The 13,654-nt window shown below is 67.8% G+C and carries 13 protein-coding genes; 10 read left to right on the top strand and 3 right to left on the bottom strand.

Annotated elements, in window-relative coordinates; genetic code table 11:
- The first annotated feature begins 66 nt into the window (after positions 1 to 66).
- The 5 genes from GO591_RS02010 (at position 67) to GO591_RS01990 (ending at position 5,175) form a co-directional block, all read left to right on the top strand.
- Positions 67 to 1,146, top strand: coding sequence for a glycosyltransferase family 4 protein (locus GO591_RS02010; RefSeq protein ID WP_370455322.1), 1,080 nt, complete (start codon positions 67 to 69; stop codon positions 1,144 to 1,146).
- A gap of 610 nt (positions 1,147 to 1,756) precedes the next feature.
- Positions 1,757 to 2,176: a succinate dehydrogenase, cytochrome b556 subunit gene (sdhC, locus tag GO591_RS02005; RefSeq protein WP_255446937.1), complete on the top strand. Its 420-nt coding sequence runs from the start codon at positions 1,757 to 1,759 to the stop codon at positions 2,174 to 2,176.
- A 13-nt stretch (positions 2,177 to 2,189) separates the two neighbouring features.
- A complete protein-coding gene (locus tag GO591_RS02000) occupies positions 2,190 to 2,642 on the top strand; it encodes a succinate dehydrogenase hydrophobic membrane anchor subunit (protein ID WP_157155273.1) in 453 nt (150 codons plus the stop codon).
- Entirely contained in the window at positions 2,642 to 4,429 is a 1,788-nt protein-coding gene (gene sdhA, locus GO591_RS01995) for a succinate dehydrogenase flavoprotein subunit (protein ID WP_157155272.1), read from the top strand. The genes GO591_RS02000 and sdhA overlap by 1 nt, the downstream gene beginning before the upstream one ends.
- A gap of 2 nt (positions 4,430 to 4,431) precedes the next feature.
- On the top strand, positions 4,432 to 5,175 hold the full coding sequence (locus GO591_RS01990) for a succinate dehydrogenase iron-sulfur subunit (RefSeq protein ID WP_157155271.1): 744 nt from the start codon (positions 4,432 to 4,434) through the stop codon (positions 5,173 to 5,175).
- A gap of 69 nt (positions 5,176 to 5,244) precedes the next feature.
- Here the strand turns inward: GO591_RS01990 and GO591_RS01985 are convergent, their stop codons facing one another.
- From GO591_RS01985 to ptsP, 3 genes are all read right to left on the bottom strand, one after another.
- Positions 5,245 to 6,390, bottom strand: a complete 1,146-nt coding sequence (locus GO591_RS01985) for a chaplin family protein (protein ID WP_157155270.1) — start codon at positions 6,388 to 6,390, stop codon at positions 5,245 to 5,247.
- A gap of 67 nt (positions 6,391 to 6,457) precedes the next feature.
- Complete coding sequence (locus GO591_RS01980) at positions 6,458 to 7,345, bottom strand: hypothetical protein (protein WP_157155269.1); 888 nt, start codon at positions 7,343 to 7,345, stop codon at positions 6,458 to 6,460.
- A 264-nt stretch (positions 7,346 to 7,609) separates the two neighbouring features.
- Positions 7,610 to 9,268, bottom strand: coding sequence for a phosphoenolpyruvate--protein phosphotransferase (gene ptsP, locus GO591_RS01975; RefSeq protein ID WP_157155268.1), 1,659 nt, complete (start codon positions 9,266 to 9,268; stop codon positions 7,610 to 7,612).
- A 38-nt stretch (positions 9,269 to 9,306) separates the two neighbouring features.
- Between ptsP and GO591_RS01970 the strand changes: the two genes are divergently transcribed.
- The 5 genes from GO591_RS01970 (at position 9,307) to GO591_RS01950 (ending at position 13,626) form a co-directional block, all read left to right on the top strand.
- Positions 9,307 to 10,371 (top strand): YihY/virulence factor BrkB family protein, encoded by a 1,065-nt coding sequence (locus tag GO591_RS01970; RefSeq protein ID WP_157155267.1) that lies wholly within the window; start codon positions 9,307 to 9,309, stop codon positions 10,369 to 10,371.
- 9 nt (positions 10,372 to 10,380) lie between these two features.
- Positions 10,381 to 11,229 (top strand): exodeoxyribonuclease III, encoded by an 849-nt coding sequence (locus tag GO591_RS01965; RefSeq protein ID WP_157155266.1) that lies wholly within the window; start codon positions 10,381 to 10,383, stop codon positions 11,227 to 11,229.
- A 104-nt stretch (positions 11,230 to 11,333) separates the two neighbouring features.
- The gene (gene trpS, locus GO591_RS01960; protein ID WP_157155265.1) at positions 11,334 to 12,341 is read left to right on the top strand and encodes a tryptophan--tRNA ligase; all 1,008 of its coding nucleotides are present in this window, start codon (positions 11,334 to 11,336) and stop codon (positions 12,339 to 12,341) included.
- On the top strand, positions 12,338 to 12,895 hold the full coding sequence (locus GO591_RS01955; RefSeq protein WP_157155264.1) for a GNAT family N-acetyltransferase: 558 nt from the start codon (positions 12,338 to 12,340) through the stop codon (positions 12,893 to 12,895). Before trpS ends, GO591_RS01955 begins: the two co-directional genes overlap by 4 nt.
- Positions 12,883 to 13,626, top strand: coding sequence for an HAD family hydrolase (locus GO591_RS01950; RefSeq protein ID WP_157155263.1), 744 nt, complete (start codon positions 12,883 to 12,885; stop codon positions 13,624 to 13,626). Before GO591_RS01955 ends, GO591_RS01950 begins: the two co-directional genes overlap by 13 nt.
- Positions 13,627 to 13,654: the final 28 nt, after the last annotated feature.

Below are 13,654 nucleotides of genomic sequence, written 5' to 3'. Positions count from 1 at the left end.
CGAGGGAACGAGGGGCAGATGCGGGTTGTCGTCGTTAGCGAAAGTTTCCTTCCCACCCTCAACGGGGTGACCACCAGCGTGCGCAAGGTGCTCGACCACCTCGCCGCCGAAGGCCACGAGGCGATGGTCATCGTCCCGGCCGCGGGTGCACCCGCCGCCTACGCCGGGTTCCCGGTGCACGAGGTCCCGGCGATCGCTTACCGGCAGTTCCCGGTCGGGCTGCCCAACCTGCAGTTGCAACGCCTGATCGCCGATTTCGCGCCGGATGTCATCCACGCCGCATCCCCTTTTCTGCTTGGTGCGCAGGCGATCGCCGCTGGCCGCAAGCTCGGCATCCCGTCCGTCGCGATCTTCCAGACGGATGTCGCCGGCTACGCCCGCCGCAACCGGCTTGCCGCCGCCGAGAAGTTCGCCTGGCGAGTCGTCAAGTGGATTCATGAGGGCGCCGATCTCACCCTCGCCCCGTCGACCGCGTCGATGGCCGACCTGCAGCGCGTCGGCGTGGAGCGGCTCGGCCGTTGGGGCCGCGGAGTGGATGTCGCCACCTACCACCCGAACAACCGGCTTGCCGCCGACGCCATCCAGCTGCGCGACCAGTTGGCCCCGCACAGCGAATTGGTGATCGGGTACGTCGGCCGGTTCGCGCCCGAGAAGCAGATCGAACGCCTGCGCGCGCTGCGCGGGCTTCCCGGCATCCGCCTCGCCCTGGTCGGCGACGGCCCCTCAATGCCCAACGTGCAGCGTGCACTGCACGGCATGCCGGTGACCTATCTCGGCCCGCTCGGCGGCCGCCAGCTTGCCGCCGCGTACGCCAGCTTCGACGTGTTCGTGCACACCGGCAGCGAAGAGACCTTCGGGCAGACCCTGCAGGAAGCGCACGCCAGCGGCGTCCCGGTGATCGCCCCTCGGGCCGGTGGACCGATCGACTTGATCGACCACGGCGCGAACGGGTTCCTGTTCGAGCCGGACGACGAGCGGATGCTGCGGTCCCAGGTCCAGACGCTGGTTGCCGATGATGTCCTGCGCGCCCGGATGGGCGAAGCAGGTCGCCGTGCGGTGCTCGGCAAGACCTGGGCGAGCATCTGCGGCGAGCTCGTCGGTCACTACGAGTCGGTCGTCGCGAGGAAGGCCGTCAGCGTCCGCTGATCCGTCCGCGGATCCGTCCGCTGATCCGTCCGCGGATCCGTCCGCCGATTCCCGCAGGTATGGGAGCGCGCGCGAGTTTGCGCCTCTTCGGAAGCCGCTCACCGCACTAGAACCCACCTCGACGCGTCGCTCGCCCTGGGGATCGCTCGGACGTGTCGCTAACAAAGGATCTGCGGCGCCACACCGCGCCGGTTGGCTCTAGTGCGCGGCGTGGCGCAGGCAGTCCTCAGTTGGCGACATCACCACGGCGAAACTCCCCCATTTCCGCGAGGCGCCTTCCACAAGGGAGGACTCTTTCGCGGATCAGCACGATATGGAGGAGTTTTTGCGGGCGGATGCCGGAGCTTCCTCCATTCCGGATGTCGGACTCCACTCTCGGACGCGGGTCCAGCGCGAATGGAGGACTTTGTGTCGGGGCTGCCCCGGCTCGCTGACCAGAGCGGCCAGAAGTGTCTCGATGTCGAGCTAGTTAGGTATCCCTAACCAGCGCCCTCATTGAGCGAGCAATAGACTGATCTAGGTTCGCGAATCGAACCGCAATGAGGGTCGCCGTGGATCAGCGACCGCGAACAAGGAGGGTTCCGTCGTGCCAGAGACATCGGCCGAAGCCCTGGCGGCATCGCCGTCCGGGCGCTCCGTTCCTAAGATTTCACCTCCGCAGCGACCCGCAGGCACCCTGTACCGCGGCCGCGAAGGCATGTGGTCGTGGGTACTGCACCGCATCACCGGGGTTGCGATCTTCTTCTTCCTCTTGGTGCACGTGCTCGACACCGCACTGGTGCGGGTCAGCCCGGAGGCCTACAACGCGGTCATCGGCGCCTACCAGACGCCCATCATGGGCCTCGGTGAGGTTGCCCTGGTCGCCGCGATCGTGTTCCACGCCTTCAATGGCCTGCGCATCATCCTGATCGACTTCTGGGCGGGCGGTACCAAGTACCACCGCGTGATGTTCTGGATCGTCATCGCCCTCTCGGTGATCACGATGCTGGCCTTCACCCCGCGCCACCTGATCAACGTCTTCAGCCACTAAGGGAGGGACCGACATGTCTACTGCAATCGAATCCCCCCGATCCACCCGTGGAGTGCGCCGTAAGGGCGTGAACTGGGAAAAGTGGGGCTGGATCTACATGCGCGCCTCGGGCGTCGTCCTGGTCGTGCTGATCTTCGGCCACCTGTTCTGGAACCTCATGCTCGGCGAGGGCATCAACGCGATCGACTTCGGCTTCGTCGGCGGCAAGCTGGCGAACCCGTTCTGGCAGTGGTGGGACGTGCTGATGCTGTGGCTCGCGCTGATCCACGGCTCGAACGGTATGCGCACCCTCGTGAACGACTACACCCGCAACGAGACCGTCCGCCGCATCCTGGTCGGCGCGATCGGCGCGGCCGCCGCGGTGCTGATCATCCTCGGCACCCTCGTCGTGTTCACCTTCGACCCCTGCCCGCCTGTATCAGCCGACCAGCTGGACCTGCTGCCTAGCTTCTGTGGAGACCTGTAATGCCTGAATTCGAAGACGGATCGATTGTCGACGGGGTGCACTACCACCAGTTCGACATCGTGATCGTGGGTGCCGGCGGTGCCGGCATGCGCGCCGCCATCGAGGCAGGTCCCCAAGCTAAGACCGCCGTGATTTCGAAGCTGTACCCGACCCGGTCGCACACCGGCGCAGCGCAGGGCGGCATGGCCGCCGCGCTCGCGAACGTCGAGGAAGACAGCTGGGAGTGGCACACCTTCGACACCGTCAAGGGTGGCGACTACCTGGTCGACCAGGATGCCGCCGAGATTCTTGCGAAGGAGGCCATCGACGCGGTCCTCGACCTCGAGAACATGGGCCTTCCGTTCAACCGCACGCCGGACGGCAAGATCGACCAGCGTCGCTTCGGCGGCCACACCGCCGACCACGGCAAGACCCCGGTGCGCCGCGCCTGCTACGCCGCCGACCGCACCGGGCACATGATCCTGCAGACGCTGTACCAGAACTGCGTCAAGCACGGCATCAACTTCTTCAACGAGTTCTACGTGCTCGACCTCGTTATGAACGACGGCAAGCCGGCCGGCGTGGTCGCCTACGAGCTGTCGACCGGGGACATCCACGTCTTCCAGGCGAAGGCTGTCATCTTCGCCACCGGCGGCTTCGGCAAGGTCTTCAAGACCACCTCGAACGCGCACACCCTGACCGGCGACGGCGTCGGCATCATCTGGCGCAAGGGCCTGCCGCTCGAGGACATGGAGTTCTTCCAGTTCCACCCGACCGGACTCGCCGGTCTCGGCATCCTGCTCACCGAAGGTGCGCGCGGTGAAGGTGCGATCCTTCGCAACGCCAGCGGTGAACGCTTCATGGAGCGTTACGCGCCCACCATCAAGGACCTCGCCCCGCGTGACATCGTCGCCCGCTGCATGGTCCAAGAGGTGGCCGAGGGCCGCGGCGCCGGACCGAACAAGGACTACGTCTACCTGGACTGCACGCACCTCGGTGCCGAGGTTCTGGAGACTAAGCTGCCCGACATCACCGAGTTCGCCCGCACCTACCTCGGCGTCGACCCGGTCACCGAGCCGGTGCCGGTTATGCCGACCGCGCACTACGCGATGGGCGGCATCCCGACCAACGTCAACGCCGAGGTGCTGCAGGACAACGACACGGTCGTGCCCGGCCTGTACGCCGCAGGCGAGTGCGCCTGCGTTTCGGTGCACGGCTCGAACCGCCTGGGCACCAACTCGCTGCTCGACATCAACGTGTTCGGCAAGCGCGCCGGCAACAACGCGGTCGCATACGTGAAGGACGCCGACTGGGTTCCGCTGCCGGATGACCCGGCGAAGAACGTGCGCGAATCCCTCGCCGCCCTGCGTGACTCGACCGGGACCGAGCGCGTCTCTGTGCTGCGCAAGGAACTGCAGGAGTCGATGGACCGCAACGCGCAGGTGTTCCGCACCGACGAGTCGCTGGCCCAGGTGACCGAGGTCATCCACGGACTGCGTGAGCGTTACCGCCACGTGTCGGTGCAGGATAAGGGCAAGCGGTTCAACACCGACCTGCTTGAGGCCGTCGAACTCGGCTTCCTGCTTGACCTCGCCGAGGTGGTCGTGTTCTCCGCCCGGAACCGCAAGGAGTCTCGCGGAGGCCACATGCGCGACGACTATCCTGACCGCGACGACGAGAACTACATGAAGCACACGATGGCGTATCTGACCGGCGACCGTAAGTCGGCGGATGCCGCCGACCACATTCGACTGGATTGGAAGCCCGTGGTCATCACCCGCTACCAGCCCATGGAAAGGAAGTACTAGTCATGAGCGAGGCAGCCGAAGCCCCCGTCGAGGTCATTCAGTCCTTCACGGTCACGCTGATCATCCGCCGGTTCGACCCCGAGGTCGACGAAGAACCGCGCTGGGTGGACTACGACGTCGAGATGTACCCGACCGACCGCATCCTCGACGCGCTGCACAAGATCAAGTGGGATGTCGACGGCTCGCTGTCGTTCCGCCGCAGCTGTGCACACGGCATCTGTGGCTCGGACGCGATGCGGATCAACGGCCGCAACCGCCTGGCCTGCAAGACGCTGATCAAGGATCTCGACATCTCGCAGCCGATCTACGTCGAGGCCATCAAGGGCCTGCCGCTGGAGAAGGACCTCATCGTCGACATGGAGCCGTTCTTCCAGTCGTACCGCGAGATCCAGCCGTTCCTGCAGGCTTCGTCGAAGCCCGAGAAGGAGCGCATCCAGTCGGTCGCCGAGCGCGCGAAGTTCGACGACACCACCAAGTGCATCCTCTGCGCCGCGTGCACCTCGAGCTGCCCGGTGTTCTGGACCGACGGTCAGTACTTCGGTCCGGCCGCGATCGTCAACGCGCACCGGTTCATCTTCGACTCCCGCGATGAGGAAGCGAAGACCCGCCTCGACATCCTGAACGACAAGGAAGGCGTGTGGCGTTGCCGCACCACCTTCAACTGCACCGAGGCTTGCCCCCGCGGCATCCAGGTGACCCAGGCCATCGCCGAGGTCAAGCAGGCGATGATGACCGGCAAGGTCTAGCCCGACCCAGTCATCGAGTACCGCGCGAAGGCGCCGGAAGCCGCAAGGCTCCCGGCGCCTTCGTCGTTGCTACATCCGGTTCACCTTCCACAGCAGGCCTGCGGTGGCACCACCGAACACCAGTGCCATCACCAGCAAGAGCATCTCCGCCGGGCTGGTGCCGGTCGGAGTCGTTGCCGACGCGAGCACGGCCCCAGCCGATCCGGCGACGCTGATGTCACACGGCGCAAGCGCGGGCGGGGTGGCATTCGAGTCGATCGCGCCCGGGCCGGTCGCATCCGGACTGGTCGCGACCGGATCGGACCCCGCATGACGTTCCGACACGACTGCGCCGACCGTCACGTCGGACGCGTTCGGCTGGCCGATCAAGGACACCGGACCCCTCCAAACGATGCCGTCATCGGATGCCTCCGCCTTGCCCTCATCGGATGTCGCCGCCTTGCCAGGCGCGGACCGCTCCGCCTTGCCCGACTGGGAGGGCTCAGTCGATTCGCTGACGGCCGGCTTGCCCAGTATGGAATCGCCGAGCGCTGCAATCGCGTTACCCGTGACCTGGACCGGCGCTGTCATGCCGGGCGAGACCAGGTTGCCGGAAGCGATGCCGTCCTCGCCGCTCATGGCTGCCGCCTCGCCCTTGCGAGTGACAGGAGCCGCATCCGCCGACTCCTCACCGGACGAGCCCATCGCACGCGAGTCACCGATCAGCGTGATCGAGTTGCCGGTCACACCCACCGAGGCGGCGACATCCGGCGCCACCAGGTTGCCGGAGGCGATGCCGTCGTCGCCGTTCGTGGCCGCCGCGTCGCCGTTGGGCGCCACCGGAGCGGCGACCGCATCGGACGAGCTCGTCGCGCTCGAGTCACCGATCAGGGTGATCGAGTTGCCGGTCACACCGACCGGAGCCACGACATCCGGCGACACCACGTTGCCCGAGCCGATCCCGTCCTCACCTGACGTGGTGGAGGCGTCGTCGGTCGGCGCCGCGATGGTCGGTGAGGATGCGGCACGGCCGCCGTTGGCGGTCGAGTCGCCGATCAGGCTGATGGCGTTGCCATCCAGCGTGACCGGAACGGTGACCGGCGCCTCAATGAGGTTGCCCGAGGCGATGCCGTCCTCGCCGGTGGTGTCGACGGCATTCGCCGCCGTCGCGCCGAGCAGCGTGATGCCGCCGGCGAACAGGAGGCCGTAGAGCCCCCTGGAGATGATTTTCTGCATGGTTCTACTCCATTTCGATTGGCCATTCGTGAACTGCTTTCCGCCGGTGAACGGCGGCAGGCAGCGGTCAATCGGGAGTGGAACCGGGATCGAAAGTGGGAACGGGTGGCAGCGCGTTGTCGCGCGAGGGAATACCAGGAACTTGGTGCACGGATGCCGCGGACAGCGTGTCCGCGCCAACCGCGGGCGGCGCACCGCCGCCGGAAGCCGACGCTGTGGCGCCGGCCACGGGTGCGCCGACCGGCGGCTCCGTCGAAGGTGACTCCGGAGCCGCGGTGAGTGGGGGATCTGACGAGTCCGTCGAGGTGAACGGACGCGGCCACTGGGTGCTCGTCGATGACGCGAGCGCGAACTGCGCCGCCTCGGAAGTGAGCCCGGCCTGCGCGACGGAGATGCCGACCGAGTCGAATCCGGGCTCAACCGTCGTCACGAGCGTGTCGACTACTGGCTCGAGAATCGGCGTAGCCGGTCGTGTGACCGTCTGGACGAGCGGTGCGAGCGGCGCAATGGCGGCTTCAACGAGCGGCTCCACGGGCTCGAGCACACTGCCGACCGCGGGCTCGAGCACACTACCGACGACGGGCGCAATTGGCGCGGCGATCGGCTCGATCACGGGGGTGACGACCGGCGCGACGGGCTCGATCAGAGCGGTCGCCGTCTCAGCGACCGGGTCGACCAGGTCGACCACCACAGTGACCTTCGGCGCAACAGCTTCGCTGCCGGGCGAAACGAGCGAAGTCACGAGATTGGTCGGCGCAGCCGGTCCCGACCCGACCGGTGTGGACGGATCACCGCGCCGGTCATCGGCAGCGTGCGCGGTACCTGCGCCGAGAATGACGGTGAGAACGAACCAGCCGAGCGCCACTCCGAGCGACGCGAGCACGAGGCTCAGCACAGAGGAGCCGGACTGCCTCGCCTGCGGCATCGCACTCACCCCCCCAATGGGCGTCGTCACGTCGTTACTGACACCGTTGCACAGGGCAAGCACCCTGGGAAGGGCGTCGCTGCGAAAAGTCAGGTTTATCCCGGTGGGCGCTGCCGTCCGCCGGACGCGCGGGCCGCGGCACAGCCCCTGCACCACTGGCGCCAGTGAATCGGCTCGGCGCTAGTGGTTCTTCGCGCGCGCGGGGCCTAAACACTAGCGCCAAGCTCACCGCACAGCTGCGCCCGCGGCCACGCCCTTGCGGACCGACCGCTAGAAGCCCATGCGAGCCGACCGCTACAAGGCAGCGGCGGCCGCGCGCGCGTCGGCGGCGGTGCGGGCGGACAGGGCTGCGGATGCCCGCGTCCGCGCCCGCTCGAGGGTGACCGTCGCGAGTTCGGCCCGCACGTCGGCGAGCGCCGCCGGCGTCATCGACAGCGTCGTCACCCCGAGACCGACCAGCACGACCGCCAGTTGCGGGTCGGCGGCAGCCTCACCGCACACGCCCACCGGCTTCCCTCTGGCAGCGCCGGCGTCGCCGAGCAGCTTGATCATGCGCAGCACAGCCGGATGCCACGGGTCCTGGTACTGCGCCACGGTGCCGAGCATCCGGTCCGCGGCGAGCGTGTACTGGGTCAGGTCGTTGGTGCCGATCGAGACGAAATCGGCGGATTCGAGCACCTGCTCGGCCATCAGCGCGAGGCTCGGCACCTCAGCCATCACCCCGACGGTGTTCAGCCCGAGCTCACGGCCCAGCCGCACGAAGTACTCGGTCTCCTCGACGTCGGCGACCATCGGCGCCATCACCCAGAGCTCGGCGTTCGTGGCATCCTGCGCCGCCTTCAAAGCCTTCAGCTGGTCGCGCAGCACCTCCTCGCGCACCCGCAGCACCCGCAGGCCGCGGAGCCCGAGCGCCGGGTTCTGCTCGTGCGTCTCGGGCTGGTGAACGTCGCTGAGGAACGCGAGCGGCTTGTCGGCGCCGGCGTCGAGCGCACGCACCACGACCTTCCTGCCCGCAAACGCCTCGAGCAGCTTCGAGTAGCTGGCCTGCTGGCTGGCGACGCTGGGCGCGGTCTGTGCGCCGAGGAAGAGGAACTCGGTGCGGAACAGGCCGACTCCCTCCGCGCCGAGGTCCACGGCGGCGGGGATCTCGTCGAGGTTCCCGAGGTTGGCGAGCAGCGGCACCGGGGTGCCGTCCGCCAGCGCACCGTCGCTGATCGGTGCGCTCACGAGTGCCGCGCGTTCGGCGATCCGGCGCCGGGCGTGCGCGATCTGCTCGTCGGACGGGTCCACGGTGACGGTTCCGGATGCCGCGTCCGCGACGATCATCGTGCCGTCGGTCAACTGCATGGCACCCTCGACGCCGACAATCGCCGGGATCGACTTTGCCCGGGCGAGGATCGCGGTGTGACTGGTCGGCCCACCATCTCGCGTGACCAGCGCGAGCACCTTGCCCAGATCGAGCAGCGCGGTGTCGGCGGGGGCGAGGTCAGCGGCGACCAGGATGAACGGGATGTCGCTCTGGGGCACGCCCGGAGCGGGAACGCCGCGCAACTGGGCGATCACCCGCTGTGCCACGTCGCCGAGGTCGGCGGCGCGCTCGGCCATGTAACCGCCCATCCCGATCAGCAACTGCTGGAAGGTGGCGAAGGCGTCGAACACCGCGCGTTCTCCGGTGGAGCCCGCGTTCACCCGGGCGGTGATGTCATCGACCAGCATCGGGTCCTGCGCCATCAGCGCGGCGGCGTCCAGCACCGCCCTGGCCGGGCCGCCGGCCTGTTCGCCGCGGGCGGTGAGTTCGGCGGCGACGGCGGCGAGCGCCTCCCCCACCGCGGCGTTCTCGGTGGCGGCGTCTCCGGCGTGCTGGGCGTCCGGCGGTTCCGGCAGCGGGTCCGGCATCCGCAGCACCGGCCCGACGGCGACCGCCTGCCCGACGCCGACCCCCTGCAGTTCCATGGCCGTCAGCCTATCGAGGGCGCCGATAGGCTGACGGCATGGCTGAGACTCCCGGGCATCCGACTGGGATCGCCGGCCTGATCGCCAGGGTGCAGCGGTGGCGTCCGGTGCGGGTATTCATGCTTTACTCGGCGCACCGTGGCCCGATCCTCGCCGCGGGCCTCTCGTATCAGGCGCTGTTCGCCGTGTTCGCCGGACTGTGGTTGGCGTTCGCTGTCGCCGGCTTGGTCATCGCCGGAAATCCCGCGGTGCAGGACGCGCTCATCCAACTGCTGGCGGTGTCGGTGCCCGGGTTGATCGACGACGGATCCGGCAATGGTGCGATCGAGGTGGATCTGCTGCTTGACGCGCAGATCCTCGGCTGGAGCGGTGTCATCGCCGCCATCGGTCTGCTCATCACCGCCCTCGGTTGGCTCGGCTCCGGCCGGTCAGCGGTGCGGCAGATCTTCGACGCTTCCGAGCCGAGCACCTCGTTCCTGCTGCTGAAAGTCAAAGACCTCGGGCTCGCGATCGGATTCGGGGTCGCAGTGCTGGTTTCGGCCACGCTGTCGGTCGGGTCGACTGCCGCATTGGACTGGGCGCTCGGGTTTGTCGGCCTGTCCGAGTCGGTGGTGGCCACGGTGCTCACCCGCATCACCGGGCTGGCGCTGATGTTCGTGCTGGACGCGTCGACCCTCGCGGTGTTGTACCGGGTGCTGTCGGGGCTGAAGATCCCGATCCGACGGCTGATTGCGGGCTCCGTGCTCGCGGCAGCAGGCCTCGGCGCGCTCAAGGTGCTCGGGACGGTGTTACTCGGCGGCGCCGGGCGGAACCCGCTGCTGGCCTCGTTCGTGGTGATCATCGGCCTGCTCATCTGGTTCAACCTGGTCTGCCAGGTGATCCTGATCGGGTCCGCGTGGATCGCGGTCGGGATGAACGATCGTGGGCTGATCGCCGACCCGGCCATTGCCGCCGCCAATCGGGCCCGGGAGCGGGACGAGCAGGAGCGCATTGAACGCGAGGCACGCAACCTCGTGCCGCGCTGGCTGCGGTGGACTGTGCGGTCACAGGATGGGCGGCGGTCGGGGCATGGGCGGTCCGGGGATGACGGAGGCTCTTCCTAAACTGGTGGGATGCCTACGCCCCTCCGCATCGCCACCATCAACGTCAACGGAATCCGCGCCGCCTACCGCAAGGGGATGGGCGAATGGCTTGACGGCCGGGATGTCGACATCCTCGCCATTCAGGAGGTGCGCGCCTCCACCGAAGACCTGCAGCAGCTGCTCGGCGAGGAATGGGACATCCTGCACGACCCGGCGACCGCGAAGGGCCGCGCCGGGGTCGCGATCGCCAGCCGTCACCGTGCCTCCATCCACCGGGTCGACCTGGGCGAACCCGAGTTCGATACCGCGGGCCGCTGGCTCGAGGCGGACTACGAGCTGGACGACGGTGCGCTGATCACGGTCGTCAGCACCTACGTGCACTCCGGCGAGGTGGGTACGGCCAAGCAGGACGAGAAGTTCAAGTTCCTCGACGCGATGCACGCGCGGCTGCCGGAGCTCGCCCGGCATTCCAAGTACGCCGTCGTGCTCGGCGACCTGAACGTTGGCCACACCAAGTTCGACATCAAAAACTGGAAGGGCAACGTCAAACGGGCCGGATTCCTGCCCGAGGAGCGCGCCTACTTCGACCGGTTCGTCGGCGCTGCCGGCGAGCCCGTCGAGGGCGCAGACGGTTCCACCGGCCCCGGCCTCGGCTGGGTCGACGTCGGCCGGCAGTGGGCAGGCGAGGTCGACGGGCCGTACACCTGGTGGAGCTGGCGCGGCAAGGCGTTCGACAACGACAGCGGATGGCGGATCGACTACCAGCTGGCCACCCCGGAGCTGGCTGCCACGGTCAGCGCCTACTCGGTGGACCGGGCACCGGCCTACGACCAGCGCTGGTCCGACCACACCCCGGTCGTAGTCGACTACGAGATCTGACCCCGCCCCTCCCGCTGGTCGAGCCTGTCAAGGCCGGTCTCGGCAAGCTCGACCCGCGGGGCGGCGGAGCACTACGGCACGAGGCATCCGCCCGTCCTGAAAGAATGGGGAGCATGACTCGCCTGTTCTCCGGTATGCAGCCCTCAGCCGACAGCCTCCACGCAGGCAACTACGTCGGGGCGCTGCTGCAGTGGAAGCAGATGCAGGCCGAGTACGAGGCCCTGTTCTGCGTCGTCGACATGCACGCCATCACGGTACCGCAGGATCCGGCACAGCTGCGCGAGCAGACCCGGCGCACCGCCGCGCAGTACATCGCGGCGGGCATCGACCCGGCCAAGTCGACGCTGTACGTGCAGTCGCACGTGCCCGCGCACGCGCAGCTCGCGTGGGTACTGAACACCATCACCGGGTTCGGCGAGGCCAGCCGGATGACCCAGTTCAAGGACAAGTCCGCCCGGTACGGCACGGATGCCACCACCCTCGGCCTGTTCGCGTACCCAACGCTGATGGCCGCCGACATCCTGCTCTACAACGCCGCGAAGGTGCCGGTCGGCGACGACCAGAAGCAGCACGTCGAGCTCACCCGCGACCTCGCCACCCGCTTCAACTCGCGGTTCGGCGACACTTTCGTGGTGCCGGAGCCAGTGATCATGGCCTCCACGGCGCGCATCTACGACCTGCAGAACCCGGAAGGGAAGATGTCGAAGTCGGCTGAGAATGAGAAGGGCATCCTCTGGCTGCTCGACGAGCCGACCAAGACGGCGAAGAAGATCAAGTCGGCGGTCACCGACACTGATGCCGAGGTCCGCTTCGACCGCGGCGCCAAGCCGGGCGTCTCGAACCTGCTCACAATCCTCTCCGCGTTCAGTTCCGTCGACGTCCCCACCCTCGAGGAGCAGTACGCAGGCCGCGGCTACGGCGACCTGAAGAAGGATGTCGCGGACGCGGTCGTTGCCGTCTTCGAACCCATCCGCGCACGTGCCCTCGACCTGCTCGCCGACCCGGCCGAACTGGACCGACTGCTCGCCGGGAATGCGGCACGCGCGAATGAGATCGCCGAGCAGACCCTCACCACGGTGTACGACGCAGTCGGTTTCCTGCCCCGCGCATGAAGCCTTTCGTGCTCGCCACCGATCGGCTGCGACTGGATTTTCCGGTGGTCGCCGATGCGAAGCGGGTGTTCGAGTACTGCCAGGACCGGGAGATCCAGCGGTTCACCACCGTGCCGGTGCCATACCAATGGAAGGACGCCGTCAGCTTCGTCGGCATCTACGTGCCGGACGGCTGGTCCTCGGATCACGCGTACACCTGGGCGCTGCGCGAGCGTGAAGGATCGCCGCTGATGGGGGTGATCTCGCTCCGCCACCAATCCGAACAAGGGGTCGCGGACGTCGGGTTCTGGATCGGCGCCCCGCACCGCGGGCAGGGGTACATGACCGAGGCCCTGCGGCTCGTTTCCGAGTGGGCCCTCGGTGGTGACGCTCACACCGTGAAGTGGGAGTGCTTCATCGGGAACATCGGCTCAGCGACGGTTGCCCAACATGCCGGCTTCCGGTTCGTCGGCGTCGGCCCGTCCGAAATCGCGGCCCGGGACGGCGGTCACCCTCCGGCGTGGCACGCGGAACTGACAAACGAACCCGGGGAGGAATTGCCATGGCCGATCTGACCGACGCGTCGACTCCTCGAATCCAGGTGGTGCTGTTCGATCTCGACGACACGTTGTTCGCACACCGGTCGTCGGTCATCGACGGCATCGCCGCGCATCGGCGGACGCTGGGCTCGCCGTTCGCCGAGGCGGACGACCGGCTCGAAGCGGCCAGGTGGCACGCCCTCGAAGAGGAGCACTACCACCGTTACCTGGCCGGCGAGCTGACCTACCTCGAGCAGCGTCGCGCCCGCGCCCGGGCCTTCGTCGAACACTTCGGCGTCGTACTGGAAGACAGTGAAGCGGATGCCTGGTTCGACGCGTTCGTCGTCGAATACGTGCGCAACTGGCGCCTGCATGACGATGCGCTTCCCAGCCTCGACGCCATGCCTGGCGCGCGGTTCGGGGTGATCACCAACGGCGACCTGGCATTCCAGCAGCGCAAACTGTCCGCGGTTGGGCTTTCCGAACGATTGGAACACGTCATCGCGTCGGGCGAGGTCGGTTACGCCAAGCCCGACGAGCGCATCTTCAATCACGCCTGCGGATTGTTCGATGTGCCCGCATCGCAGGCCGCCTACATCGGTGATCGTCTGCACACCGACGCCCTCGGCGCAGCGGCGGCCGGTCTCACCGGCGTCTGGATCGACCGCGACGGGTCGGCGTCGGCGGTGGAACTGGAAACCGCGCGCGAGGCGCGGGTCAGCGTCATCCGGTCACTTTCTGAGCTGCCAGCGCTGTTCGGCTACTGACCCACGTTTAGTCCGCCGTCCTGGACGG

It is taken from the genome of Diaminobutyricimonas sp. LJ205 (assembly GCF_009755725.1).
In the GTDB taxonomy this organism is placed as follows: Bacteria; Actinomycetota; Actinomycetes; order Actinomycetales; family Microbacteriaceae; genus Ruicaihuangia.
This window is presented reverse-complemented; position numbering and strand designations above follow the sequence as displayed.